This window comes from Candidatus Villigracilis sp. (assembly GCF_057083605.1).
The window spans coordinates 1-22,600 of the sequence record NZ_JBXMTI010000142.1 but is presented as its reverse complement, the minus strand read 5'-3'; the positions used below and the strand labels follow the sequence as shown (position 1 = coordinate 22,600).

The window sequence follows — 22,600 nt, the reverse complement described above, 5'->3', positions numbered from 1 at the left end:
CAACGGGTTTCACTGGAACGGTTGGCTTTATCCTGTTACCTAAATCCAAAGTAAATAAGGCTTGGCAGCCCTACTGGGATGGAGCAGATGTGGTAATGCAATCCCTTGCGCAATTCGCATTTTATTGCGGTGTGGGTCACCATGCGACTATTGGCATGGGACAGACACGTATTATTTCCAATCGGATAGTTGATTCTGCATCAAGGATCAAATCTTCGCCCGAGCGGTTACGGAGATAAGATGGATATAGAGCTATTTGCTAAAACTTTTATGGAAGCTGCTGAAAACATTAATCCGCAACTCAAAGCACTTGTTGACACGGGCACTTCCATTTATACAATTGGAGCCGCCGGCGTCAAGATTATTCAACAAGGCAAACAGTTGATTACGTATGCGGTGGGCAAGAAAAAAGTCAAACCTGTTCTGAAAAGTGGAAAAACAAAAATCAGGAAACCCTCCACGGATATAGTGCTTCAAAAGAAAGATGTCGCGATTGTAGTGGAGATTTCCCGTCCCTCCGTTCAAGATGTTGCCAATTTCCTTGAAAGCAAAAAAATCGACGCCAATCTTGTCGTGATCGCCGCGATAAAACCACGGGGATCCAAGCCAGTCAAAGGCTTGAATGAAAGCAGACCTGCCCAATGGACAGAACTGGTTCAGGAATTTAGCGTTGCTATTGATAAGATCAAGCGTGAAGTAGGCTCAGCGCGGATTCATATCTTTCTATCAACGCCATTAGCCCTTGCATTTGGCCTTGGAACTGTATGGGGAACTGTAGATCAGGCTCAGGTCTACCATTGGAAAAACACTGGGGGATACGCCCCTTTGATGAAGATCAATCGGAAATTGCGCTTCAATTAGTTCTTGGAGGTATATATGCCAGACTGGATCAGTTCCGTTGCCGACGCGATCGGCATAGTAAGCGCGATGCTTGCAGCCATCTACTCTATAAAGACAAATATAGAATTGAAGCAGGAAAAACAACGACAAGGTGAAAGTATCAAAATCAATTTGAAATATGGTGGTCGCACCTATCCGTTGCCAGTCGAATTGGCACGTGCAGAACTCTCAAGGGCTGAAGTGTTGGGAAGATTGGGAATGATCCCAATCAATGATGAAAAAATACTCACGGTAAAGCAACCAAGATTTTCAATTGGGCATACCAATACTGAGGGCTTTTTGCTTAAGCTTGTTGAAATCAAGAATAGTAGTGGTAAAGCTGTGCTGGAGATACCCTGCTCCAGGGAAGAATTCGAACAATTTAAGATCAATGAATGAACCCCGCCGCCAGCGGACGGAGTCTCTATTCGCTAAACCAACCAGCTCTTCTGAAGTCCTTCTTATACCGTAGGGGGCGAGGTAGTCAAGACGGAATTGGATGGCGCTGCACAATATTTCAATCCCTTGCAGAATTTGCCTTTTATTGCGGGGTCGGCCACCAGACGACAATTGGCATGGGACAAATCTGCTTGATATCCAACTATAAATCTGCCGCTTCACCTAAAAAATCGTCTACACCCGGAAAGCCGCATCAAAAGTAAAGATTGATGGATTGACTCCAGAACACTTGTTCTATTACAATCTCCTGCATGTCTATCTGGCGCAAACTGTTGTCCCTGATAGGCTTGCGTCCCATATCCGCCCCTCGCAAATATCAGGTCAGTGAAAGCATGCAAGTTACCCTGACCACCCTGGCACAGTACGAGCGGCGTCCTGAAGACGAGTTGATCCAAGACTTGGTGGCCGCCGGCCTCACTCAGTATTACGAATCCGAAGATCTATGGAGAACATGGCGTTCCCTCACCCTTGGTGAACAGGATGTCCTCGCCCTGACCTGTTTGGGATTCGCCAACCGCGAAATCGCCATCCGCCTCAACATTGGCCTGGACACTGTAAAGTCCCGCCTCAAAAATGTCATGCGTAAACTCAACCTCCACAAACGGGCAGAATTGCGAGTGATGTTCTCGAATTGGGATTTCAGTGCCTGGCAAAAATAACTACTTCTGGAAAATATATTTGAAACTGATGAACATAAAAACAAACCCAATTGGCAGGAAGGTGCAGACGCCAAGGCCAGCCTGGTTGGACAACTCAAACAACCCAGCAGCAGCCATCACCAGTGCATAAAACTCCCATTCCCTTTTATCGACCTTCTCCCTGTCAAGATAGTCCATCAATTTTCGAACCATTGTTTTCACACTTTTATCATACGCAAAATCCTTATCAATGGCAATGCCGATTTGACCTACTTGCCAGTGGTTCCCTGTCCTTTCCTCACACCATATCTGGTACACCCGTTTTTCACCCGAAAAGCACCCTGCTGGGGTCTTTTTGTTTTCCAATGAGGAATGTATGCTGTTGGAATGAACCTGCTGCCCTGCTTGAAAACCGGCTCGTTGATCGTATCCCTCCTCCCGCATACAAATCATGCATCCCTGATTCCCGACCTGATCGCTGAACTTGCCCTGCGTGGGTCCGTCACGGTTCTGGATGGTGGCAATAGCTTCCCTGCCTATCGCATCGCCCAACTGATCCGCAGACAAAGCCTGCAAGTGGATGCCGTCTCCAAACGCATCTTCGTGCGGCGCGCTTTCACCTGTTACCAGACCGTGAACCTATTGGAGAGTGCACCCGCATCCAGCCAGCCGCACGTCATTCTCAATTTACTATCCACATTTCAGGACGACCAAGTCAGGCCTGCTGAAGCCAGCAGGCTGCTTGATATTTGCATCTCCCAAATTGAGCGCCTGCATATCTCGGCACCCGTGGCCATTACCCTCGAACCCACCATTCTGGAGGAGAAGGAATTCCTGCTAAAGCGCATCTGTGAGCGGGCGGATGAAGTCTTTCTCCCGCATTCTGGGCCTGTCCTGCAGGAACAACAGCTCTCTTTCTTTCAGGGCACATAGGCATGGGGCGAACCCTCAGCACCATCACCCAATATCTCAATGAAACTGAAGCCGTGCTCTCGTCCTTCCGCCGCGCCTTGCGCCGCAGCGACCAATACATCTTCGATGGCATCTTTGCCTCGGCCCGCAAACATATCACAGCCATCAGCCAGACCGACTCGCTCCTGCCTTTTGAAACCGTTCTTTTAGCCGTCATGCTCGAGCAAGCCAAAGAGATCGCTGCCTTGCGGCATGAGCTTGAACAAGTAAGAAATGGATGAGGTCACTGGCTGGCTCTTCGATCTTTACGATCATCCCGAAGACGGTATCGTGTTGTGGCTCATCGCAGACTCGGGTGAACGGCTGCGATTGCGCATGCAGCTTCCGATCACCTTTTTTGCTGCTGGTGATTTCAAACTGCTGCGCGCGGCATGGGTCTTGCTCAAAGGCAAGGCCCAGCTTGCACGCACCCGCAAGCGCGATCTCTTCATTGGTGACCGCGATGTCATGCAGGTCACGCTCACAAATAACCACAATCTGATTCACGAACTACAATCCCAATTTCCCTCCCTGGATTATTACAACGCCGATATCCCCATTACACTGCGCTTCATCGCGCAGACCGATGTGCATCTGCTCGGACGCTGCCGCCTCACGCTGAACCGTGAGTGGGTCCAAACCATTCAGCCTTTAGACTCCCCGTGGCAGTTGTCTCCAGAGCCGATCCCCTTGCGCGTGATGCAGATCACTCCCAACGTGAATCCTGCCTTTCGTTCACCGAGCCGGCTGAAGGTCAAGATAGAGCGAGGCGAGTACTTCCTCAACATGGAACCCCTGCGTCCCTTCCTGATCAGCCTGCAGGCAGACCTGCGTCGCTTCGATCCCGATCTGATCCTGACCGAACATGGCGATGGCTGGCTGCTTCCCAAATTGATGGAGTGGTGCAAAGAGACTGGGCTTGATCTGGATATCAATCGCGACAGGGAGCGCGAGATACAAACCAGGAAGGCCAACTCTTATTTCGCATACGGGCAAACCATCCACCGCGGCGCGCAGAGTCATCTGTTTGGGCGCTGGCACATCGACCGCAGGAACGCGATGTTGTTCAATGAATATGAGCTGGAAGGCGTGTTGGAGCAGGCGCGGGTGACAGGGGTAGGCGTGCAGGAGATGGCGCGCAAGTCGCCGGGGGCCGGCATCACCGCCATGCAAATGACCACCGCCTTGAGAACGGGCGTGATAATCCCGCTGCACAAGCAGCAGGCGGAGGGGAATAAAACCCTGGCGAGTTTAATCCGTGCCGACAAGGGCGGTTTGATCTACCAGCCGATCATTGGGGTACATCGCGATGTGGCGCAAATCGATTTCACATCGATGTATCCGGGCATCATGGTGCGTCACAATATTTCGCCTGAGGTATTGGGGCGGGAAAATGCAGAACCAGGCTTGATCCCGCAGACCCTGAGACCGTTGCTTGAAAAGAGGTTGAAGTTCAAGGAACTGATCGCCAATTTAGATGAAAGAGACTGTCAGTTCAAGGTGATGAAAGAGCGCTCAGCGGCTTTGAAGTGGCTGCTGGTGGTGTGCTTTGGCTATCTGGGCTACAAGAACGCACGCTTCGGGAGGATCGAATCGCATGAGGCAGTGACGGCCATCAGCCGCGAGTTAATGCTGCAGGCAAAGGAAGTGGCCGAGGATCTGAACTTTAATATTTTACATATGTATGTCGATAGTTTATTCGTGCAGAAGGAAGGAGTGAAAGAGAAGCATGAATTCGATGCACTCCTTAAAGCCGTCACAGAACAAACCGGGATTCCGATCATGCTGGAGGATATGTATCGCTGGGTGTGTTTTCCTCCCTCCCGGCGGGATGCAAGGATCGCTGTCCCCAATCGTTATTTCGGGGTGCTGGACAATGGTCAGGTGAAGTATCGAGGGATCGAGGCGCGCAGGCGGGATACTCCCTTTTGGGTGAAGAAGATTCAATTGGAAGTGTTGAACTGCCTGGCGAAGGCACAGTCACTGGATGAAGTGCGGGGTTATCTCCCTGAAGTACAAAGGATCACAGAACAAGCCAAACGGGATTTGCGCAATGGACATGTGCCTGTGGAGGAATTGGTGGTGTTGCAAAGTTTGAGCAGGGCAGTGGATGCTTATACTTCCCCTTCCCCTGCGGCGCGAGCCGCTGTGCAATTGCAATCCGTGGGAATCACCGTTGCGCCCGGCCAATTCATGCGGTTTGTATTTATTCGAGGCAAAGAAAGAGTCCGTGCCTGGGAGTTGGGGATAGATCCGAGAATGGTGGATGTGAAGAGGTATTGCGCTATGCTGGAGCGGGCGATGGGGACGATTACAGGAGGGTTCAAGGAAAGACAAAATGATTTTCAGATGCTATTTAACACATTACAAAATTGAAAATAATTATTTCCAAGTCTAAATACAATATGATATACTTCGTGTTGCCCGCTATTAGGTCGCCCCCCTCGACCTGGTGGTGGGCATTTTGTTTTCTAATCAAAACTTGTGTAACTTAACCCATAAGTGGTTCTTCCGCAAAGTTGTTGATGAATGCCGAGCGGGAATAAAGGTAAATGATGACTCCTACTTCTAGGCTGTGCGGTAGCACAGCCGTTTCTGGAGTAAATCGAGTTTGCCCCGGCCAAACATTTCACGCTTGATCAATTTCAATCGATTGACATGTCCTTCGACGGGGCCACTGCTCCAGGAGACACTCAGGCCGGCGACCACCGCATCTTGATCCTTTGCCAGACTGGTTGCGAAATTACGAAAATCAGTTAATCCGCTTGTAGCGGCTTTTTCCAGCCAGTCCGCGAATTGATCCGGCAGACGTTCTCTCACAATTTTCCCAAACTCCTGCGCCAGCTGATAAGCGGTTGCCAGATCCGGAAAGGACTGACATAACCAGTCTACTTCCTGTTGCTGCTCCGCAGTCAAGTCAGATGCAGGTTTTGTGAGCAAATGTGCCAGATGGCGAGGGGCAACAGATTTGATCTTGGGTTTCGGTTGTGGAGTCGGTGGCGATAGGTCAGAAGTGGCTGCATGTATGAGTTCGGGATGAAGTTGAAGATTGCCGCTCTTCAATTCAGTGACGAACATCATGACTGCCTTGTAGGAGCCGCGATAGCCTTGCTGCTTAATCTCTTCAAAGAGTTGTACGGCAACTCTGGCACCTGCTTCCCAACGCTGAATCAAATAATCGGTGTAGGGTCGGATAGTTTCCCGCCAACGTGCATGTTCCGGGTAGTGTCCGATACGCAGGTAACGTTCGACCGTCGGGCGACTGATCTCAAGTTGCTTGGCAATTTTGCGTCCTGGGACACCCAGTTGGTGCAATTCAATCACTCGGTTGTATTTTTCTCGACGGCGTGAACGGCGATCGGACACGAGTTGCTGGTGCGGAGTCAGAGACTGAACGGAATGGGATTGCTCCGTCTGAAAGGATGTATCGATGTTGTTGCTGGTCGCTGGCGTTAATGTAGCTGTAGAAAAAAATCTTCACTTTCACTCTCGTCGCTGGCTCCACAGCCTGGACCAAATAACAAAGAATGTAATATGGCTATGCGCAAAGCGCATCGCAAACCCGAGTGAATATAACACCAGCAAGAACCCAAGGATAAAGCTCGGGAAAATACCAGCATCATAAAAAGGCAGTGACGGCAGAAGTAGCAGTAAAACACAAGACCAAATGAAAATAAAAGATGCTATCTTCCATCGGCGTTCAACCTCGCTCAGATAAAATCCCTGTAGATATTGTTGCGACCTGAAATTGGACGATAATAAGTTCATCGTCTGCCAGGGCGAACTCTTATAACTCCAGGGGTGGAACAACTGCATCCTCAGAGCCGTGCCAAGGGAGGTCCGACGCGGTTTTTCTTTATCCACGGCAATGGCGTTCGTCAAATTTTCCCAAAGATTACGGAACTTTCCAGCCTCCTTGAACTCCTGCATAAACCAATCACGGATCGAGGAATGGCGAACGCCTCTCTCCGCCCATTGGGTTGCATGCTGCGTCATTTCGGAAGGTTCAGCAGCAAATAATGTCTGGGCATATCGCCAAACTTGTTCATGGACACACCACTTTCCTTCACCGCCTTTTTCAAATAACCCGCTGTCGGTACCAATCGCCATTAGCCACCCGGCTGCCCTTCCCTCCTCCACCCCCCAAAGCGCTGAGAAGGCATGCAGGTCATATTCCGTCAACAGCGGAAATGCCCCGGTCCGTTTAAACGCATCCTGATGATCTCTATTCAGCAAGTTATAGGCGAGGTAAATTGGCTTGAAAAGCTCAGCCTCGATGCCCGAGGGAATGGCAGGTGGGGCTTGACGGAGCGCGTGCGATACAGTATTGATCCCGTGCAACCGGATCGAATTAGCGGCTATGTGCAATCCAAGCGGGTTGAAATTCACAAGCCGTGCCAGTTCATCAGCATCCCTCCTTTTCAACTTCACGCCATCGAGTGTAGATAAATACTCATCTACCTCCCGCCGGCTGTATGGAGGAACTTCGATCAACACAAATTTTCCTGTAATGCCGGCAACCACTTCCGACATGGCAGTTGCAACAAGGATGCGGGCATTCATTGGCAGGAGAGTCTGTAAAATTTCCAAGGGGTGCCCATCATGCAAATTATTCAACATTACACATATCTTTTTATCTGCGAAAAGCCGCTTGAGCTCCTGTTCGCCCCCTGCGCAGGGTCGTCCCTCGATGCTCAATGACATCCGTATTGATTCCAACCAGTCCTCTCGACCCACCGTCGCTTGCCCGATAGAAAGAAACAGTATGAAGTCAAATTGTAGATGAAGAGACAAATCGTTGTAAAGATTCTCAAGCAACCAGCTCTTCCCGACCCCAGGCGGACCTTTCAACACTACCACCCGTTTCTTTTCCATTGATTTGAGGACTTGCTCTTCGATCTCAGTTCTGGAAATGCCAGTAGTGGTATTCCATAAGTACCCTGGGGGAATCCTTTTTTTGTTTTCCAGGTCACAGATTTCAGGGTCAAATAACAACGGCTTGTAATTTTCCAGGCCGGTATCTAGCCAGCGCCTCAAATGCGCACTGCTTGTCAGCCCAGTTCCCCCATAATACTCCAATAGGAATCGCTTCATCGTCAAAATCGTAAACGGCTTTTTTCCAGATAGCTCCCCGCGGAAGGCAGCATAAATCACGGACTCGGTAAGATCAAGTTTCTGTACCATATCCAACGCTGCCTGGCGCCGGTCACGCACTCGTCCAGGGGGGAGCTGTAACATGACGATCTTTTGCATGTAAGCCCCAAAGATGTGAAATTTTTTGTGGATCGTTGACATTTCTCCAAAAAATCTCCAAATTTTTTTTTGCCGAATTGCTAGACTGTTTGACAAACGTGGCAGATGTAATTGTAACGGACAATACTCTCATTATCGCCACATTTGTACATCCTGACACTCGCAGCCGGCAGCGGAAAGATGGGATGTGCGAGGCAATCCATGACAAACCATACCCCAAGTCTCGATTTTCCGCCCAAAAAGGAGCAACCTAATAAAATCGATACACAACCAACCAACTCCATCCCCAGTCCCCTGGCAGAGATCCTATTGAAGATATTGGTACGTCTGCAAACAAACTCTACTGAGGACAGTGCCAAAAGCACCAACTAACTTCACCTACCTCCCCTGCCTAAATCCAGAGGCAGGGGAGGTGGAAAGGACAGAGTATGAACACTATCAACTTGTCACAAAACCATCGGCGGTCTTATAAACCTCAGAGCAAAAAAAGTTCGCCGGTCAACTCGCCGAGTGGCGCAATCTACCTCCGATGCGCCGCTAAAGACAGTGATAACTTGGCAATCCAGCTACATGAGACTCGCAAGTGGGCTCAGGCCGACAATGTCACGATCTTGAAAACCTACACGGAAAACGGAGTTTCTGGATTAACAAAGCGCCGGCCCGCGCTCGGTCGATTGCTAAAAGATGCCTCCAAAGGGCAATTCCAGATCCTCTATGTTTACACCTGGGATCAACTGGGGAGAGACATATATATTAGGTACTGGGTCTTTAAACAGCTTGAGGCTAATCATGTCATGATCCGTTCTGCCGACTATGATGCCAATATGGATTTTCTCCTGGAGTTTCAACCGAATTTTCTCAAAGAAATATTCGAGTCCCTCCGCTTCCCTGACGACTCCAAAAAATAATCATCTTGATCGCCTGAAATGGCCCGCCTGCTTTCCTTTTTTCAAGCAGGCGGGTTCAAATTTTCTCAAACCCGCTTAAAACCAAGGAGTGAACATGTCAAATTTTTCCCCAATAATTCCTGGCGCTGCCTACATTCGCTACTCATCCACCATGCAGGGCGACTCTTTCAGTCTTGAAGCACAGTTGCGCCAGATCAAAGCGAGAGCCGAAGCGGAAGGCGTCGAGATCGTAAAAGTCTATTCCGATGCGGCTGTCTCTGCATACAGAAATAAAAGCCGTCCCGGAATCGATCAGATGCTTGAAGATGCCAAAAAGGGGCTTTTCAAAGTCGTTTATGTACACAAACTGGACCGTCTGGCACGCAGGCTTGAATGGGCAATAGAGATCGTAAAAAAACTGCAGTCCTCTGACATTATCCTGCGATCCGTCGAGCAAAAGTTTGATCTTGACACACCAGACGGAAAACTGATGTTTATGCTGCTGGGATCTCTGGGAGAGTTTTACTCAGACAACCTGAGCCAGGAAACCCACAAAGGCAAGCATGAGAGGGCAATGCAGGGCTATCACAACAACCAGGTTCCATGGGGTTACCTCAGCGAGCGTATTGATGGTAAAAAAAGAGCGATCCCCGACCCGGAACGGACAGAGATCGTCAGGCAGGTATTTGAACGATATTCTACTGGTTTGTACTATGACCAGGACATTGCCAATTGGTTGACTGGGCTTGGGCACAAAACCTTGAAAAATGGTATGTTTACAAAAGATGCCATAAGAGAGATGCTTCAAAGTAAATTTTATATCGGGATGGTCAATTACAATGGGGAACATGATCGCAAGGGAAAAATCCACAAACAGGAACGATTTTGGATAAAGGGGCTCCACTCCCCCATTGTTGATGTCGAACTTTTTGAAAGGTGTCAGCATGCCCGCGCAAAACGCAGACGGCTCACGAATTCTAGGCAAAAAACATTCCGGGTATATCTCCTCGCAGGCATCATCACCTGCAGTGAATGCAAACGGCGGTTACGGGCGCAAAGTGCAGCGGCCGGGCAATATTATCGGGAAGTCTCAAGGCTGGTCGGGGTCAAATGCCAATACTCCGGAAAAAGTATCCGAGCTGAAATAATCGATGAGAGCATTTCCCACATTGTGAAAAACCTGGTGCTTCCACAGAATTGGAAGCAGAAACTGGAAAAAGCGCTGCAAACCGACAAGGAAGACTTTGATCCCAAAAAGGAAAAAGACCGCATCAAGAATGAACTTCACCGTGCACGCGAAGCGTACAAACGAGGACTATATGTTGATGAGGAGGAAAAGTTTTGGCGCGAAACCGAAGAACTTCAAGCGAAACTAGGCGAACTTCAACAGATCGCGCCGAAAGAGATGCACCAGGCCGGCGAAGTGCTTGCCAGCATACAGGAAGCTTGGAGGGCTGCCACCAAAGAGGAGCAGAAAGAAATCTGCAAAATCCTCTTGAAAAACGTTGAGTACGACTTCTCCAAAGGTGAGATTGTCAGGATCATTCCAAACCCGGAATACGAGGTCCTGTTCGAAATTATGGGCAAAAAATAATCCTCATTTCGGCAGCAGAGGGGGCGTGTCCCACCCACGGTATTTCGGCAGACACGTCCTCTTTTCTCCTTCGATATACTCTTTCAAAGAGTACATATAACAGGCATGGAAAACAAGGAATAACACCCTCCCCATTCCCACTGATTCCCTGATTCGCCGTTGACCTTTATGGTTAAATCACACAGTAGATGTTCTAAAATCAACGGATGTCCGTTGGAAGAGGAAATTCACTGTTTTGCTTTTCATGAGAAGCCATCCTTTCATACATGATAGCTTCGCTAGAAAAGTTTCCCTTATTTCCCTTGACGCCACAAATAAGTCAGATAAAATAGTTATCAACAATATCGTCCAATTGGACATATAAATTCTTTTGTTACTTCATCGATAAACATACGGGAAAATTACGCACTGCAAGTTTAATTCCCGTCGGGACCGCACAAAGCAATTTTTATAGATAGCGCCCTGAAATGAATATTCATTTCAGGGCGCTGTGGTTTGAGCAACTCCTTTTTATTTGTTGCGCAGCTTGCTAATTCCCCATAACAAGATGCCTACGCCCATAAAGAAAATACCCAACCCAATTGGGCCTGACCACCAAAATACTATGAACAAATCATCTATGCTGAAATTCTCCTTGGGAAATCTTATCTGGAAATGCTGGAATTTTCACCCTACTTAAGCACTGGATTAGCTGTTCCAATTGACTGATCAACCCTGAAGAAAACAACTTAAATGCCTTCCAAAGGTTAGATTTTGGTTCTTAACCTTTCACCTCAAAAACAGAATTGTCAGAAGTTCGGCTTTTCAAGCATCTATATCAAAAGTATGGGGTAATATATCATATAGAATAGATTGGATAAACTATGAACATAAATTCAAATGAACAAGAAGCGGAACAACTCCGCTGGCAGCCCATCGTTGCCAAATACGCAAAACCTGACCTTGCACGCAGTCTCTGGCAAGTGGCAAATACGCTGATACCCTATATCGTTTTGTGGTATCTGATGATCTGGAGTATGGAAATTTCCTATTGGATCACACTTGGGTTATCCGTGATCGCGGCAGGTTTCCTGATGCGCACCTTTATCATCTTCCATGACTGCGGACATGGGTCATTCTTCAAATCCCAGACAGCTAATGATTTTGTGGGCAGGATCACTGCTTTTCTAAACTTTACACCCTATTATCGTTGGAAGCATGACCATGCCATTCATCACGCCACCGCGAGCGATCTTGACCGACGCGGCACAGGCGATGTGTATACGATGACCGTCAAGGAATATCTGGCTGCATCGTGGTGGAAGAAGACCGCTTATCGCATTATGCGTAACCCCTTTGCCTTGCTGGGAGTAGGCCCGTTGATGGTCTTTGTTGTATCCCAGAGGATCCCGTTGCCCTCTTACGGAAAACGTGAGCGTGCCAGTGTCTGGTGGACTAATTTTGCATTGGCAGTTGTGATTGCCTTGATGTGCTGGTTGATCGGATGGAAGGCTTATCTCTTGATACAGTTACCAGTGATATTGATCAGCTCGACAATTGGAATTTGGCTCTTTTACGTTCAGCATAATTTTGACCCTACCTACTGGGATAATCACGAAAGTTGGGAATTTGTGAAGGCAGGCTTACAAGGCAGTTCTTTCTACAAATTGCCCATCATCCTGCAATGGTTCAGCGGAAACATTGGTTTTCATCACATTCATCATCTAAGCGCAAAGATCCCGAACTACAACCTGCCCAAGTGTTATTACGAAAATTCCGTTTTTCATGTGAAGCCTTTGACTTTACTGGCCAGCCTCAAGTCGCTGTCTTTGCGACTATATGATGAAGAGCAAAAGATGCTCATCGGCTGGAGCGGACTTAAACGGTATCAGACTCAAAAAGTAAAAGTGAATACCTAAGCCAATGACACAACTCACCCCGAAATTAAACTTTCGGGGTGAGTTTGTTTTTAAGGCTAAAGCGGACGATATTAACGCGGATTCTTTTAATCGAGACCTTAATGCCGCCTCAACCCGTTGACAGTGGCATCATCTAGCTCGAGGACAAAACCAGTGTAATCCTCTATGAAGGAAAGGACCGCCTCACGCGGCCCCATCTTCCACTCATCACTGCCATAGAACGCATCCTGACTCTGATTGTAGTGGCTGAGGCTATCGTAGCGGCGAATCAGGTAATACGAGTTCTCATCATGGGCGGATGGACCAAAATCCACAACATCCACTCCCCAACGTTCCAGCATCGGCATAGACTGTTCAAGCATAAGTTGATGAAATACATCGCGGCTGCCAGGTCTCAAGTTATAAGAACGGAATTCAACAAGGTGTTTCATTTCTAATTCTCTGGCTCCTCTTATCAAGAACGCATCACGCGGACTGCAACTGGCTGACCGATCCCTTTCAGTTCCAGGCTGCGCGACTCCAATTCGCTGCTATCCAGGTTTGTCTGGCTAAGAGCCTGCTCACTGACAATAATCTCGCCTGCCGCGGCTTTGGATGCAAGCCGGGCTGCCGTATTAACCTCGTCGCCTATCGCTGAAATATTGACCAGGCCATCAGTAGAGCCCATTGCACCAAAAAAAGCAACACCTGCATGGACACCGATACCTACGGGAATTTTATGCTCTTCCATTACTTTCAAGATGTTCTGCGCCGTGCGGATTGTCCTTGCCACATACTGAGGTCCAGCTATGCCTGCTCCCCAAAAAGCGGCTATTGCATCGCCTGCCAGCTTTTCCACGATCCCGTCTTCCTCGATCACTGCATTGGTAGACTCTACGAAGAAACGATTGATCAGCCTGCTGAATTCCGTTGGGCTCATCTGCTCGGAGAGCGCCGTGGACCCGCGTACATCAGCAAACAACATGGACATCTCCACCTCGTGGCCGCCCTGGTTTTTATTTGCGAAGTCTTCGCAAACATTACAGAAGCGCGGGTTTAACGTGGATTGCTTTTTCCCGAAAAGAACGCGCACAATCAGCCCCCCAAGTCCGTGAAACGGTGAGCGACAAAATTTGCAGCGCGGATCATGCGGCAGGAGACGCAGAAGGTGCATCATTTGCTTTTCGACCTTGTAAGCATCGGTCATAAACCAATCATGCCATAATTGGTCGGTTTGAGACTTGTCATCGCTCATCAGTTACATCCTTTAATGCCAAGGGTTTCAACAATGACATTGATTTAATCACAAATACATTAATGACACAATCTGGAAAAGGCACTCGAACAATTAAGATACATATTATCTTACTTCAGTATAATGAATTTCAGAGGTCAGGCTATGAGGTTCAGCTTGTTGCGCTTTACCAATACGGTCATTCTGGGGGCTATGACCGTTCTGGCACTCTCGGGTGTATACGGACTTTATTGGACAATGCCCGCATGGATGTTCGATGTGCATCGCGCTGCGGGCTGGGTGCTGGTGTTAACTATTCCCTGGAAGATAGGAATATCCTTGCATTCCCTGCGTCGCGGCGTAAAAGCGGATATTGACCGCGGTGTGATGGTATTTATTTCTCTGCTGATAAGTATTGCCACCCTGTTATTAATGGGATTTGCATATACGTGGCAATGGCGGTTGGGACCGGATACTTTCCTTCAACGTTCGGTCATCTCCTGGCACCGGATATTGGGTCTCGGACTGTTTCTACCTTTCCTTGTTCATTCCTTGTGGCGTTGGCCGCGCCCTCAAAAAGTGGATTTCGCCTCCCGTCGCGCAGTGCTCAAATTGCTTGGGCTGGGAGCAGCATCGTTGACTGCGTGGTGGCTGTCAGATGCACTCGCTGCCGGGCGCGAGGATCAGGAATCCGCGCGGCATGTAAGCGGTTCACGTCTGGATGGATATTTTTCAGGCAATCAATATCCGATCACACATACCCTCGCCGCAGACAAATCCCAAACTGATCTGTCCGTCTGGCAGTTGGAACTAGCTGGGAAATTAGACCGTCCGCAAGTGCTGACCTATGATGAACTCATCGCACTTCCCGCCCGCAGCAAGAATGCGACACTAGACTGCACCTTGGGCTGGTATACGATCCAAGCCTGGAGCGGCATCTCGCTGGAAGAATTGTTGATTTCACACGGTATGGATCCTTCGGCGCAATGGGTAAGTTTACGATCAGTAACGGGTTATGAGCATCCCCTGCCCATGCGGGAAGCGCTAGGCATAGTGTTGGCAACACATGTTGGCGGTGAGCTTTTGACTCACATGCACGGCGCGCCTCTGCGTGCTGTCGTACCCACGCGGCGAGGCTGGTTCTGGGTCAAGTGGTTGACAAGGATTGAAGTGGGCTAGGTAATTCGTCGAAAATAATTTTACAACTCTTCCTGCTCTTTCGGGGGCTTAGCCCCCGAAAAGCCAAAGATACGTCTAGAAACTTTCGACCAACTACTTAACTTTGCTTTTAAAAACAAACTCACCCGCGAAAGGTTACTTTTCGGGGCGAGTCATGTCTTTTACTTTTCAGTCTTGCTTTGTTTCCAATTCTTATACTTGTGCAAGTCCTGCTCGATCATTAATAAACAGGCGCTCAAGACCGCCACATCGTCTACTTGACCGATGACGGGCAGTACATCTGGAACCAGGTCAAAGGGGTTGAAAACATAGATCAGGCTGAAGACCACCGAGGCGATCACTCCATAGGGGACTTGGCGATATGCTTTAGACCAGTAATCCTTTACCAGCGCGATCAGCAGTTTACCGTCTTCCACAAAGCGCGCCAGCGGACCCTTGGTGTAGAACTTCTTTTTGATCTCTTCAGACTTGTTGACTACTTTTTCAATCTCCTTGTCAGTAACCTTTTGAGCCCCTTCCTTCACAAACTCTTCATCTGGTTTGTTCAACATCGTGTCATACTCCTTTTTATTCTACGCTCAATAAGAGAATGTTACGATTTCATTGTATCAAAAATGGAGATTGACTAAAACTACCCATTTATCCGATACAGAATGGTCTCTTTTGGCAATCTTTCCTCCCCCATATCAACTCTTTTTACACAACATCTACACTGCGACCTCGTCAGGATAAGTGCGCTATCAATCAGGTTTATCTGAAAAATCTGTCATATTATTCAGAAAATCAATATTGGATTGGTTAGTATTTAAATGATAAAACATTGATCGCGCAAAGCCATCTAATCCTGGAAATAAAGTTGCGGCGTTGATATTCATTCTTTGTAAGTCCTTTAGTATGTCATGATGCAAATGTTTAGATATTATTATCTTAACAACCGAAACAATCTCGACATCACGAAATTTATCATTAATTTTCTTAATTCTTGAGGGAAGAATCAATTGTTCGTTCAATGCTTGTGACCAATTTACATTCTTCGGATTTTTGAAAAAGTCAATGGGAATTTCAAGTGAAGATGCTAGGTTTTCAAGGAATGGTTTTGTCGGGTCTGTTGGGGCTAGAAACAAACCTTGTTGTATCCAAAGCCGTTCATGCATACGTTGCGGTTCTATAGGTAATATAGCAGGGGGAAGAGTGGATTTTGGAAATCCCTTGTTAAACTCGTTTACATTAGCAATATTTATATCGTCAATATAGCTGTGTGGATCATACTTTATGTGGCTTTCAAGAAAAGAATTTAAAGCATCCCTTTCGATAGCCCAGATAGAGGAATTACTATCTGCTTTTTCAGTTGCAAAAAACGCTGCCACATAAAAAGAATGTGTAAAATCGACAAGTCTTGTCGGTCCACCGTAGTGTTGAAGTAATGCTAACCAATCAAGGAATGCAGTTTCTGATGGGGTGTCACGAATATATTGATGCGCAAAGCGTTGAAAATCCCTAAGAATATGTCTTTCTCGATTTTGAATCAATTTAAGCGGATAACCCGTTCTTAAAACTTGCCTATAAAGAGAACTTTCTGGCAACCAAGCTTCATTGTTTTGTCCTCGGAAAACCCAGTCTTTGGTCTCGGGAAATATTTCTTTTGCTTGTTCCCAACTTTTAACCTCTAATGAAGCGAACATAAGTCATCCTTTTCGTATCTCATATCGAAGATTCAAACCAAAATTGAAACATACCTAGCGTCTTTCCGAAATTTGACAGAATAATCACTCATTCATCACCAACTTGACTTAGATCTCCTCCGGGGCCGATTCGCGCATGGATAGTTTTCATTTATTCCAATCATTCAACCAGCGGGTTTGGCCAATCCATTCATCGGCATCTGTTTCACTTAGAACATGATCCAGTGCGTTAATTGTTTCGATTAGGCTCATGCTTTTTTGTCGGCTAAGGATAATGCCTGCATGATGCGGATAGCGCTTGCCAAGGACAATAAAATCACGGATGTTATATGTAAATATGGCGCGACCTTGTGCGGTCGCGCCAAGTAATTGTCCTTCATCGCTGGCATCGAACGGCATCCATTCGGTGGGAGTGCGGGTTACATCGTGTCCACGTTCGCGCAGGGCATTGTATAAAGCTTTGCTGGAAGCATCCGCATCAAGATGCAGGTGCAGCTTCTTACTCATCCTTGGGCTCCAACGCGGCTTCGGCTTGAATGTGTGCGTCAATTTCAGCGCGATGGACTTCGTAAAAACCTAAGGCTTCCTGCACCTGCGACTGCGGCAGGTCATAGTCTTCGGCAATTTCTGCGGGAGTATGGTCTGGAGATGCGAGGACAATAGTTTGCACTCGAATCCCTGTTCCACGTAGAACGGGAGAGAGTGTTCCTGAGGCGCCGCGGCGATAGGTAATGCTGGGAAAATCGGGGTCATCCAGCCCTTGAAGAAGTCCGCCCACTTTTTCTGCTACTGACCAAAGGATGAATTGATTCAGTGAAACACCTTGCTGTTTGGCAAGCCGTTCAGCATCTTTCTTCAGTTCATTGGGAAGATTTAAGGCATATCGGGTCATTTTGAACTCGCTAATATGATGTCTTATAAGGCATCATATATGACATCTAGCTAAATGTCAATATGTACTTTGAAATTCTGAAAAGTCACTATTAATCACTCATTCGTCATCAACTTGACGTAGATTTCCTCCAGCGCCGATTCGCGCATGGATAGGTCCATCAGAGTCCAACTGTTGGCGGAGACAGTTTCCAGCATCCCTGCAATGGCATCCACTTCGGCGGTGCGGAAGATGTAGTTGCCGTTGATTTGCTCGTAATCAAGTTTATGGTCTGCATGGAAGATGACCTGATATTCGCGCTTGCCCAGCCTGGCGCGGATCGCATCCATCGTATCGAACACCAACAGCCGCCCATTCTTGATGATGCCCACGCGGTCACAGATTGTTTCTACATGAAAGAGATTGTGCGCGCTGAGAAGGATCGTTTTGCCTTCACGCCGCAGAGTCTTTAGATAATTGATGATGAAGAACGAAGTCAGCGGGTCGAGCCCTGAGTTGGGTTCATCGAGGATGAGCAGTTCGGGGTCGTGCAGCAGAGTCCGCGCGATGGCGGTCTTGCGCTTCATTCCTTTGGAGAACTCGCCCGTCAGCTTATCCTTCTCGAACAGATCAAGCGAAGCAAGAAGCATGTCAATTCTTGTCAATGCCTTTTGACGCGGCATCTGATAGAGTTCGGAGAAGAATAGCAGATATTGATGGGCGGTCATCGCTTCATAAAGCGGACTCTCCTCAGGCAGATAACCGATCTTTTGCTTGACCTTTGTGCTGCTTCCCTTTTGGATGTCATATCCCATCACTCGTACATTCCCCGAAGTCGGCTCGATCAGCCCTGCGATCATTTTCATGGTGGTGCTTTTCCCCGCGCCATTGTGACCAATGATCCCCACGATCTCGCCCTTATCGATCTGTAAATTCAAACCATCCACGACTGTAGTATTATCGTAACGTTTGGTAACATTTGTTAGTTGGATCATGCTGTAATTGTACTAGCCATTTTAAAGTTTAAGTGAACCCGGTGGTTGAGTAGCCGCGCTCTTGCTTTTTGCGGCGTATCGAAACCACCAATGAATGAAGTGTATACCTATATACGGTGGTTTCGATACGTCCTTCGCTAACGCTCAGGACTACTCAACCACCGGATTATTATTCAACGAGAGGTTTATGAATCAAATCCTTGTCATCGCGTGGCGTGAAGTGACGCGCTTGCGCAAACGTTTTGGCGGCGGAGCGAGTCCGCTGGCTGTGTTGTTATTGCTGGCCGTATTGGGTCTCTCAGCCTATTTTCTACGCGATACGGTTGCACTTGGAAGCGGCTTGTATCGAATTGGTGTTTCAGGTGATGTTCCTCCGATTCACGACAGCCGTTTTGCGGTTATGGAAGTTAATGCAGAAGAGGGGAAAACATTGCTCAAAGAACATGTCATTGATGTGTTGATCGACGGTCCGCAGGTGATTTCTCGCGAGGATGATAAATCGCAATTTGCTGTCCGCGCGCTCAAACAATATATGGAGAAGCAGGAACTGATTCGCGTGGGGAATTCTTTCGCGGAGGTTGACGCGTTTCCGCTCAGGGTGGGGATTAATCATCTCAATGCCGAGCAGGCAACAGGTCAGGGTGAAGCGCTGGTTACCCAACCTGAAGAGATCATCATCCCATCCATCACGCCGCCTCCCGCACCGTTCGTGCAAGTCCTCATTACATTGATCTACATCATGCCGATCACGTTCATCAGCATCTTTTTTACCAGCAGTTTTATGGATGAAAAGATCAATCGCCGCCTGACGATCCTGCTATCTGCGCCTGTCACACCATTTCAAATTATTTTGGGGAAGATGCTGCCGTATGCCATCTTCGCGCTTTTTAGCACCACGGTGATCGCCATCATCACAAAGGCGAACCTGCCGCTCGCGCTTGCCATCTTTGCGCCCACCACGCTCTTCATCTTTGCCATTTACCTGATGGTGCCGTTGTTCTACCGCACCTTCAAAGACACCACATTTATTGCCATGCTTGTGACCACACTGACGACTGCTTACTTGATCTTCCCTGCGATGTTCACCAACGTCAACGACCTTTCATATATTTCCCCGCTAACACTGGCGGTGAAGATGTATCGAGGCGAGCCGTTCGGATGGCGCGAGTATTTGTTCCCATCCCTGCCGATGGCGGCCATATTTGGATTTGCGATGTTTGCCGGCACGCGGATGCTCAACGAGGAATTTTTGATGGGCTACAAGCCTCTTACGCGCAAAGTCAGCGATGCAATCTACCTGATGCTTGCTCATTCCAAACCGACGATTTCTGTGCCGCTGTGGAGTTTGCTGGTGATCCCGATCGTGTACATGACCCAGATCATTTTCCTTGCCTTCGCCACCAACCTGCCTGTTGGTTTGATACTCGGCTTTACGTTACTTGGTTCCGCCCTGGTTGAGGAGATCGTTAAAACCATTGGTATTGTGGTGTTGGCAGAACACGGCGTGGTGAAATCTGCGCGCGAGATCATCGGGCTTTCGTTTCTCTCAGCATTGGGATTTCTAATTGGCGAGAAGCTGCTGCTTTTGCTTTCGATCAGCATGGTGTCGCAGGCGCGGGTTTCGGGTGCGTTGTTCGGCGCGGGCTTGCTGCTGTTCATTCCATTGATCGCTCATTTTGTTTTCACGACCATCATCACCTTGTTGAGAACAAAATTGAGATTGCCCTACACGCTGGCATTGGCTGCTGGGACGCTGGTGCATTTTGTCTATAACGTTTATGTGCTGAGAGGTGGATTTTGATTCCGTTTCTGGCAGTCGTCAAAAAGGAACTGGCCTCCGTCATCCGTGACCGCACCATTGTGATCTCGATCCTGATCCAATTATTCATCGCATCTTTTTCATCTGCATTGCTGTTAGGAATGTTGTCTCTATATGACTCGGATACGATCATGAAATTCAGCGGTGCGAGGATACGAATAGGGTTGGTTACTTCATCCGATTCAGTCCTGGGATCATTGATGAGCGAACGCGGTTTACAGGTCAACTGGTATTCCGCATTGACGGATGCAGAGTCTGCATTTTATCGAGGTGAAGTGCTTGCAATTGTGGATACTCCCCAAAATGCGAATGGACTGACAGAGATCAAGTTATACCTGCCCGAATCAGACACAGTCAGTTCGTTGATCCGTATGGTGATCCAGGAACCGCTCAAGCAATACGAGAATTTTCTGCGCGCAGAAAATGGAATCGAAGTGAGATATACAGACCTAAAAGGGAAGCCTTCGACATCCTTTGAATTTGTCTACTCGGTGCTCATCCCCATGCTAATGCTCTTCCCAGCTTTTGTTTCAGGCAGTATGACCGTAGACTCGATCACAGAGGAAGTGGAAAACAACACCCTGCAAACGCTTCTATCTGCGCCGCTGTCACTCAACGGGATGATCGGAGCGAAGGTTGTTTCATCGGTCATTCTATCTATTTTGCAGTGTATAGCCTGGCTGACTTTGTTACAACTGAATGGGATTGATATACAAAACACAGGCTGGCTCATCATCCTGGCATTGATCGTGGCCGGCATCACATCCATCTCCGCTGCATTAGGTGCAGTCCTTCTTAGAGACCGCGAGCGCTCTCAATTTATTTATTCGCTTATGCTGCTGGCCGCGGCAGCCATCAGTACCCTGTTGAATCTTTCGCCCATCACAACCATGTCACGTTTGGCAATTGGGGATGCATACACAAGCGGATGGAATGTTATGGTCTTCGCTGCTTTTCTGGTGGGGCTGTATTTACTTTTGACAAAGACATCCCGCAGGTTGTTGGTGTAGTTTTTACGTTCAGTCGCTGCTCAGACGGTTAACCTTTTCGGGTCGATGATTTGCCTTTTGCAGCAGGCAGACGGTCATACTCTGCTGGTTCTGCGTGTGGAATTTTAGCCAGCGCATTTACAAATTTCTTTCGGCTGGCGCGTGCACCGCGCTTATTAATATAATCCTCCGCCGCGAGAGCTGACACTTTCTCTGCAAGAGCGAGGGTGATCAGTTGGTTAATGGAAATATTTTCCTCGCGCGCCAAATTGCGTGCAGCTTTGTGAAGGGATTCGGGAAGCCTGAGACTAATTGTGCTCATGATATTACTCCAATCAAGCGAAGAAATTCCGCTGGCGAAACTGCCTGTAAACCAAACTCTTCGATGTTTTTGAAATCCTGTTTGTTGTGGGTAATAATAAAATTACAGCCTGCGGCAACTGCGAGTTCAAGAATCATGTCATCGTTTGGATCTTTCAAAAACGGCCGCCACAGAAAAAAGACTTGTTGCTCATTGCCGACCTGGCAGATGTAATCAATCACGTCATCAATTACATCTTCTGTGATTTCTATTTTCCCAAGCAACCTTTTTGCCGCATCCTCATATTCAAGAACCAGCGCAACAGAAATATAGATATCAAACTTGTCATTTTCGCCCAAAAGCGAAATCAGAAGGAAGGATGCGCCATCCCTTGATCGCAACGCAGAGACAAGCACGTTTGTATCAACGACAACATTGTATTTCATGGTGGTATTGTATGTGATACCTGTTCATCTGTCAATTATTGCGAAAAGCGGCGCCACAACGAACTCCACTAGCCAGTTTTCTCTCCCAGATCCAATTTACGGGCGGTGTAATTTTCGTAATCAGGGACGAGGCGGTCATATTGACCATCCATCAGCGGGGATGAGATCATGAAGTCCGCCGAGGCGCGGTTGCAGGCAATGGGAATATTCCATACCACTGCCATGCGTAAGAGAGCCTTCACATCGGGGTCATGAGGTTGCGGTTCCAGCGGATCCCAGAAAAAGATCAGGAAGTCGATCTTGTTATCCACGATCTTGGCACCGATCTGCTGGTCGCCTCCGAGTGGTCCGCTTTTGAGCCTGATGATCTTAAAGCCCAGTTCATGTTCCAGTATCTTCCCCGTCGTCCCCGTTGCATACACAGATGAAAGGGGAAGTCAAGAGTGCCGATAAATTAAGAATTAGGTGACTGCATTGTTGCGCAAGGAGCGAAAAAACAGCAGCATCCCACTACCACTTTTAAAAAGCTGTTTAAAAGCGTTGACA

General features: G+C 47.9%; 26 protein-coding genes and 1 pseudogene. 14 read left to right on the top strand and 13 right to left on the bottom strand.

The window, feature by feature from the left end; all coding sequences use genetic code 11:
• The 5 genes from cas6 (AC14M5_RS21345) to AC14M5_RS21325 all read left to right on the top strand — a co-directional run.
• The coding region (gene cas6, locus AC14M5_RS21345) for a CRISPR system precrRNA processing endoribonuclease RAMP protein Cas6 (protein WP_484031739.1) at window positions 1-239 on the top strand (239 nt) is incomplete at its 5' end.
• 1 nt (window position 240) lies between these two features.
• On the top strand, window positions 241-861 hold the full coding sequence (locus AC14M5_RS21340; RefSeq protein WP_484031738.1) for an SAVED domain-containing protein: 621 nt from the start codon (window positions 241-243) through the stop codon (window positions 859-861).
• Between the two features lie 15 nt (window positions 862-876).
• Complete coding sequence (locus AC14M5_RS21335) at window positions 877-1,278, top strand: hypothetical protein (RefSeq protein ID WP_484031737.1); 402 nt, start codon at window positions 877-879, stop codon at window positions 1,276-1,278.
• A complete protein-coding gene (gene cas6, locus AC14M5_RS21330; RefSeq protein WP_484031736.1) occupies window positions 1,275-1,541 on the top strand; it encodes a CRISPR system precrRNA processing endoribonuclease RAMP protein Cas6 in 267 nt (88 codons plus the stop codon). The genes AC14M5_RS21335 and cas6 (AC14M5_RS21330) overlap by 4 nt, the downstream gene beginning before the upstream one ends.
• Before the next feature lie 129 nt (window positions 1,542-1,670).
• The gene (locus tag AC14M5_RS21325; RefSeq protein WP_484031735.1) at window positions 1,671-1,997 is read left to right on the top strand and encodes a helix-turn-helix domain-containing protein; all 327 of its coding nucleotides are present in this window, start codon (window positions 1,671-1,673) and stop codon (window positions 1,995-1,997) included.
• Here the strand turns inward: AC14M5_RS21325 and AC14M5_RS21320 are convergent, their stop codons facing one another.
• Window positions 1,998-2,342, bottom strand: a complete 345-nt coding sequence (locus tag AC14M5_RS21320) for a hypothetical protein (protein ID WP_484031734.1) — start codon at window positions 2,340-2,342, stop codon at window positions 1,998-2,000.
• A gap of 21 nt (window positions 2,343-2,363) precedes the next feature.
• On the opposite strand from AC14M5_RS21320, the gene AC14M5_RS21315 reads away from it, so the two are divergent.
• From AC14M5_RS21315 to AC14M5_RS21305, 3 genes are read left to right on the top strand one after another with little or no spacing between them, the layout of a single operon-like run.
• A complete protein-coding gene (locus AC14M5_RS21315; protein WP_484031733.1) occupies window positions 2,364-2,909 on the top strand; it encodes a hypothetical protein in 546 nt (181 codons plus the stop codon).
• A gap of 2 nt (window positions 2,910-2,911) precedes the next feature.
• Complete coding sequence (locus tag AC14M5_RS21310) at window positions 2,912-3,169, top strand: DUF8156 family protein (protein ID WP_484031732.1); 258 nt, start codon at window positions 2,912-2,914, stop codon at window positions 3,167-3,169.
• Window positions 3,162-5,303 carry a DNA polymerase domain-containing protein gene (locus AC14M5_RS21305; protein ID WP_484031731.1) on the top strand — a complete coding sequence of 714 codons (2,142 nt, stop codon included), beginning with the start codon at window positions 3,162-3,164 and terminating at the stop codon, window positions 5,301-5,303. Before AC14M5_RS21310 ends, AC14M5_RS21305 begins: the two co-directional genes overlap by 8 nt.
• Window positions 5,304-5,495: 192 nt before the next feature.
• Here the strand turns inward: AC14M5_RS21305 and AC14M5_RS21300 are convergent, their stop codons facing one another.
• Together AC14M5_RS21300 and AC14M5_RS21295 are read right to left on the bottom strand one after the other, a co-directional pair.
• The gene (locus AC14M5_RS21300) at window positions 5,496-6,293 is read right to left on the bottom strand and encodes an ISL3 family transposase (protein ID WP_484031730.1); all 798 of its coding nucleotides are present in this window, start codon (window positions 6,291-6,293) and stop codon (window positions 5,496-5,498) included.
• Window positions 6,294-6,410: 117 nt separating this feature from the next.
• A complete protein-coding gene (locus AC14M5_RS21295) occupies window positions 6,411-8,222 on the bottom strand; it encodes an NB-ARC domain-containing protein (RefSeq protein WP_484031729.1) in 1,812 nt (603 codons plus the stop codon).
• Window positions 8,223-8,608: 386 nt separating this feature from the next.
• On the opposite strand from AC14M5_RS21295, the gene AC14M5_RS21290 reads away from it, so the two are divergent.
• The 3 genes from AC14M5_RS21290 to AC14M5_RS21280 all read left to right on the top strand — a co-directional run bounded on the left by AC14M5_RS21290 (window position 8,609) and on the right by AC14M5_RS21280 (window position 12,559).
• Window positions 8,609-9,088, top strand: coding sequence for a recombinase family protein (locus AC14M5_RS21290; RefSeq protein ID WP_484031728.1), 480 nt, complete (start codon window positions 8,609-8,611; stop codon window positions 9,086-9,088).
• 94 nt (window positions 9,089-9,182) lie between these two features.
• Window positions 9,183-10,661 (top strand): recombinase family protein, encoded by a 1,479-nt coding sequence (locus AC14M5_RS21285; RefSeq protein ID WP_484031727.1) that lies wholly within the window; start codon window positions 9,183-9,185, stop codon window positions 10,659-10,661.
• An 863-nt stretch (window positions 10,662-11,524) separates the two neighbouring features.
• Window positions 11,525-12,559 (top strand): fatty acid desaturase, encoded by a 1,035-nt coding sequence (locus AC14M5_RS21280; RefSeq protein ID WP_484031726.1) that lies wholly within the window; start codon window positions 11,525-11,527, stop codon window positions 12,557-12,559.
• Between the two features lie 98 nt (window positions 12,560-12,657).
• Here the strand turns inward: AC14M5_RS21280 and AC14M5_RS21275 are convergent, their stop codons facing one another.
• On the bottom strand, window positions 12,658-12,990 hold the full coding sequence (locus tag AC14M5_RS21275) for an NIPSNAP family protein (RefSeq protein WP_484031725.1): 333 nt from the start codon (window positions 12,988-12,990) through the stop codon (window positions 12,658-12,660).
• A gap of 23 nt (window positions 12,991-13,013) precedes the next feature.
• Window positions 13,014-13,793 carry an adenylate/guanylate cyclase domain-containing protein gene (locus AC14M5_RS21270; protein WP_484031724.1) on the bottom strand — a complete coding sequence of 260 codons (780 nt, stop codon included), beginning with the start codon at window positions 13,791-13,793 and terminating at the stop codon, window positions 13,014-13,016.
• 156 nt (window positions 13,794-13,949) lie between these two features.
• Here AC14M5_RS21270 and AC14M5_RS21265 point away from each other — a divergent pair, with 156 nt between their 5' ends.
• Window positions 13,950-14,951 (top strand): molybdopterin-dependent oxidoreductase, encoded by a 1,002-nt coding sequence (locus AC14M5_RS21265; protein ID WP_484031723.1) that lies wholly within the window; start codon window positions 13,950-13,952, stop codon window positions 14,949-14,951.
• Between the two features lie 161 nt (window positions 14,952-15,112).
• On the opposite strand, the gene AC14M5_RS21260 is transcribed toward AC14M5_RS21265, so the two are convergent.
• The 5 genes from AC14M5_RS21260 to AC14M5_RS21240 all read right to left on the bottom strand — a co-directional run bounded on the left by AC14M5_RS21260 (window position 15,113) and on the right by AC14M5_RS21240 (window position 18,499).
• The gene (locus AC14M5_RS21260) at window positions 15,113-15,502 is read right to left on the bottom strand and encodes a YkvA family protein (RefSeq protein WP_484031722.1); all 390 of its coding nucleotides are present in this window, start codon (window positions 15,500-15,502) and stop codon (window positions 15,113-15,115) included.
• Window positions 15,503-15,691: 189 nt separating this feature from the next.
• A complete protein-coding gene (locus AC14M5_RS21255; RefSeq protein WP_484031721.1) occupies window positions 15,692-16,633 on the bottom strand; it encodes an FRG domain-containing protein in 942 nt (313 codons plus the stop codon).
• A 147-nt stretch (window positions 16,634-16,780) separates the two neighbouring features.
• Window positions 16,781-17,140 carry a DUF5615 family PIN-like protein gene (locus AC14M5_RS21250; RefSeq protein WP_484031720.1) on the bottom strand — a complete coding sequence of 120 codons (360 nt, stop codon included), beginning with the start codon at window positions 17,138-17,140 and terminating at the stop codon, window positions 16,781-16,783.
• Window positions 17,133-17,525 (bottom strand): DUF433 domain-containing protein, encoded by a 393-nt coding sequence (locus AC14M5_RS21245; protein ID WP_484031719.1) that lies wholly within the window; start codon window positions 17,523-17,525, stop codon window positions 17,133-17,135. The genes AC14M5_RS21250 and AC14M5_RS21245 overlap by 8 nt, the downstream gene beginning before the upstream one ends.
• A gap of 95 nt (window positions 17,526-17,620) precedes the next feature.
• Window positions 17,621-18,499 (bottom strand): ABC transporter ATP-binding protein, encoded by an 879-nt coding sequence (locus tag AC14M5_RS21240; RefSeq protein WP_484031718.1) that lies wholly within the window; start codon window positions 18,497-18,499, stop codon window positions 17,621-17,623.
• A 187-nt stretch (window positions 18,500-18,686) separates the two neighbouring features.
• On the opposite strand from AC14M5_RS21240, the gene AC14M5_RS21235 reads away from it, so the two are divergent.
• Both AC14M5_RS21235 and AC14M5_RS21230 read left to right on the top strand, forming a co-directional pair.
• Window positions 18,687-20,300 carry an ABC transporter permease family protein gene (locus tag AC14M5_RS21235; RefSeq protein ID WP_484031717.1) on the top strand — a complete coding sequence of 538 codons (1,614 nt, stop codon included), beginning with the start codon at window positions 18,687-18,689 and terminating at the stop codon, window positions 20,298-20,300.
• Window positions 20,297-21,328, top strand: coding sequence for an ABC transporter permease (locus AC14M5_RS21230; protein ID WP_484031716.1), 1,032 nt, complete (start codon window positions 20,297-20,299; stop codon window positions 21,326-21,328). Before AC14M5_RS21235 ends, AC14M5_RS21230 begins: the two co-directional genes overlap by 4 nt.
• A 28-nt stretch (window positions 21,329-21,356) precedes the next feature.
• On the opposite strand, the gene AC14M5_RS21225 is transcribed toward AC14M5_RS21230, so the two are convergent.
• From AC14M5_RS21225 to AC14M5_RS21215, 3 genes and pseudogenes are all read right to left on the bottom strand, one after another.
• Window positions 21,357-21,629, bottom strand: coding sequence for a toxin-antitoxin system HicB family antitoxin (locus tag AC14M5_RS21225; protein ID WP_484031715.1), 273 nt, complete (start codon window positions 21,627-21,629; stop codon window positions 21,357-21,359).
• Entirely contained in the window at window positions 21,626-22,054 is a 429-nt protein-coding gene (locus AC14M5_RS21220; protein WP_484031714.1) for a putative toxin-antitoxin system toxin component, PIN family, read from the bottom strand. Before AC14M5_RS21220 ends, AC14M5_RS21225 begins: the two co-directional genes overlap by 4 nt.
• Before the next feature lie 68 nt (window positions 22,055-22,122).
• Window positions 22,123-22,491: pseudogene (locus AC14M5_RS21215) on the bottom strand (methylglyoxal synthase); the annotation flags it as partial.
• Window positions 22,492-22,600 lie beyond the last annotated feature (109 nt).

Excerpts from the sequence above, each read along its gene's own strand:
- AC14M5_RS21305 (WP_484031731.1), top strand. The coding sequence starts at position 3,162 with ATGGATGAGGTCACTGGCTGGCTCTTCGATCTTTACGATCATCCCGAA.
- AC14M5_RS21290 (WP_484031728.1), top strand. The coding sequence starts at position 8,609 with ATGAACACTATCAACTTGTCACAAAACCATCGGCGGTCTTATAAACCT.
- AC14M5_RS21260 (WP_484031722.1), bottom strand. The coding sequence starts at position 15,502 with ATGTTGAACAAACCAGATGAAGAGTTTGTGAAGGAAGGGGCTCAAAAG.
- AC14M5_RS21285 (WP_484031727.1), top strand. The coding sequence starts at position 9,183 with ATGTCAAATTTTTCCCCAATAATTCCTGGCGCTGCCTACATTCGCTAC.
- AC14M5_RS21255 (WP_484031721.1), bottom strand. The coding sequence starts at position 16,633 with ATGTTCGCTTCATTAGAGGTTAAAAGTTGGGAACAAGCAAAAGAAATA.
- AC14M5_RS21280 (WP_484031726.1), top strand. The coding sequence starts at position 11,525 with ATGAACATAAATTCAAATGAACAAGAAGCGGAACAACTCCGCTGGCAG.
- AC14M5_RS21340 (WP_484031738.1), top strand. The coding sequence starts at position 241 with ATGGATATAGAGCTATTTGCTAAAACTTTTATGGAAGCTGCTGAAAAC.
- AC14M5_RS21220 (WP_484031714.1), bottom strand. The coding sequence starts at position 22,054 with ATGAAATACAATGTTGTCGTTGATACAAACGTGCTTGTCTCTGCGTTG.
- AC14M5_RS21335 (WP_484031737.1), top strand. The coding sequence starts at position 877 with ATGCCAGACTGGATCAGTTCCGTTGCCGACGCGATCGGCATAGTAAGC.
- AC14M5_RS21310 (WP_484031732.1), top strand. The coding sequence starts at position 2,912 with ATGGGGCGAACCCTCAGCACCATCACCCAATATCTCAATGAAACTGAA.
- AC14M5_RS21315 (WP_484031733.1), top strand. The coding sequence starts at position 2,364 with ATGAACCTGCTGCCCTGCTTGAAAACCGGCTCGTTGATCGTATCCCTC.
- AC14M5_RS21245 (WP_484031719.1), bottom strand. The coding sequence starts at position 17,525 with ATGACCCGATATGCCTTAAATCTTCCCAATGAACTGAAGAAAGATGCT.
- AC14M5_RS21225 (WP_484031715.1), bottom strand. The coding sequence starts at position 21,629 with ATGAGCACAATTAGTCTCAGGCTTCCCGAATCCCTTCACAAAGCTGCA.
- AC14M5_RS21275 (WP_484031725.1), bottom strand. The coding sequence starts at position 12,990 with ATGAAACACCTTGTTGAATTCCGTTCTTATAACTTGAGACCTGGCAGC.
- AC14M5_RS21240 (WP_484031718.1), bottom strand. The coding sequence starts at position 18,499 with ATGATCCAACTAACAAATGTTACCAAACGTTACGATAATACTACAGTC.
- AC14M5_RS21235 (WP_484031717.1), top strand. The coding sequence starts at position 18,687 with ATGAATCAAATCCTTGTCATCGCGTGGCGTGAAGTGACGCGCTTGCGC.
- AC14M5_RS21250 (WP_484031720.1), bottom strand. The coding sequence starts at position 17,140 with ATGAGTAAGAAGCTGCACCTGCATCTTGATGCGGATGCTTCCAGCAAA.
- AC14M5_RS21295 (WP_484031729.1), bottom strand. The coding sequence starts at position 8,222 with ATGTCAACGATCCACAAAAAATTTCACATCTTTGGGGCTTACATGCAA.
- AC14M5_RS21325 (WP_484031735.1), top strand. The coding sequence starts at position 1,671 with ATGCAAGTTACCCTGACCACCCTGGCACAGTACGAGCGGCGTCCTGAA.
- AC14M5_RS21270 (WP_484031724.1), bottom strand. The coding sequence starts at position 13,793 with ATGAGCGATGACAAGTCTCAAACCGACCAATTATGGCATGATTGGTTT.
- cas6 (WP_484031736.1), top strand. The coding sequence starts at position 1,275 with ATGAACCCCGCCGCCAGCGGACGGAGTCTCTATTCGCTAAACCAACCA.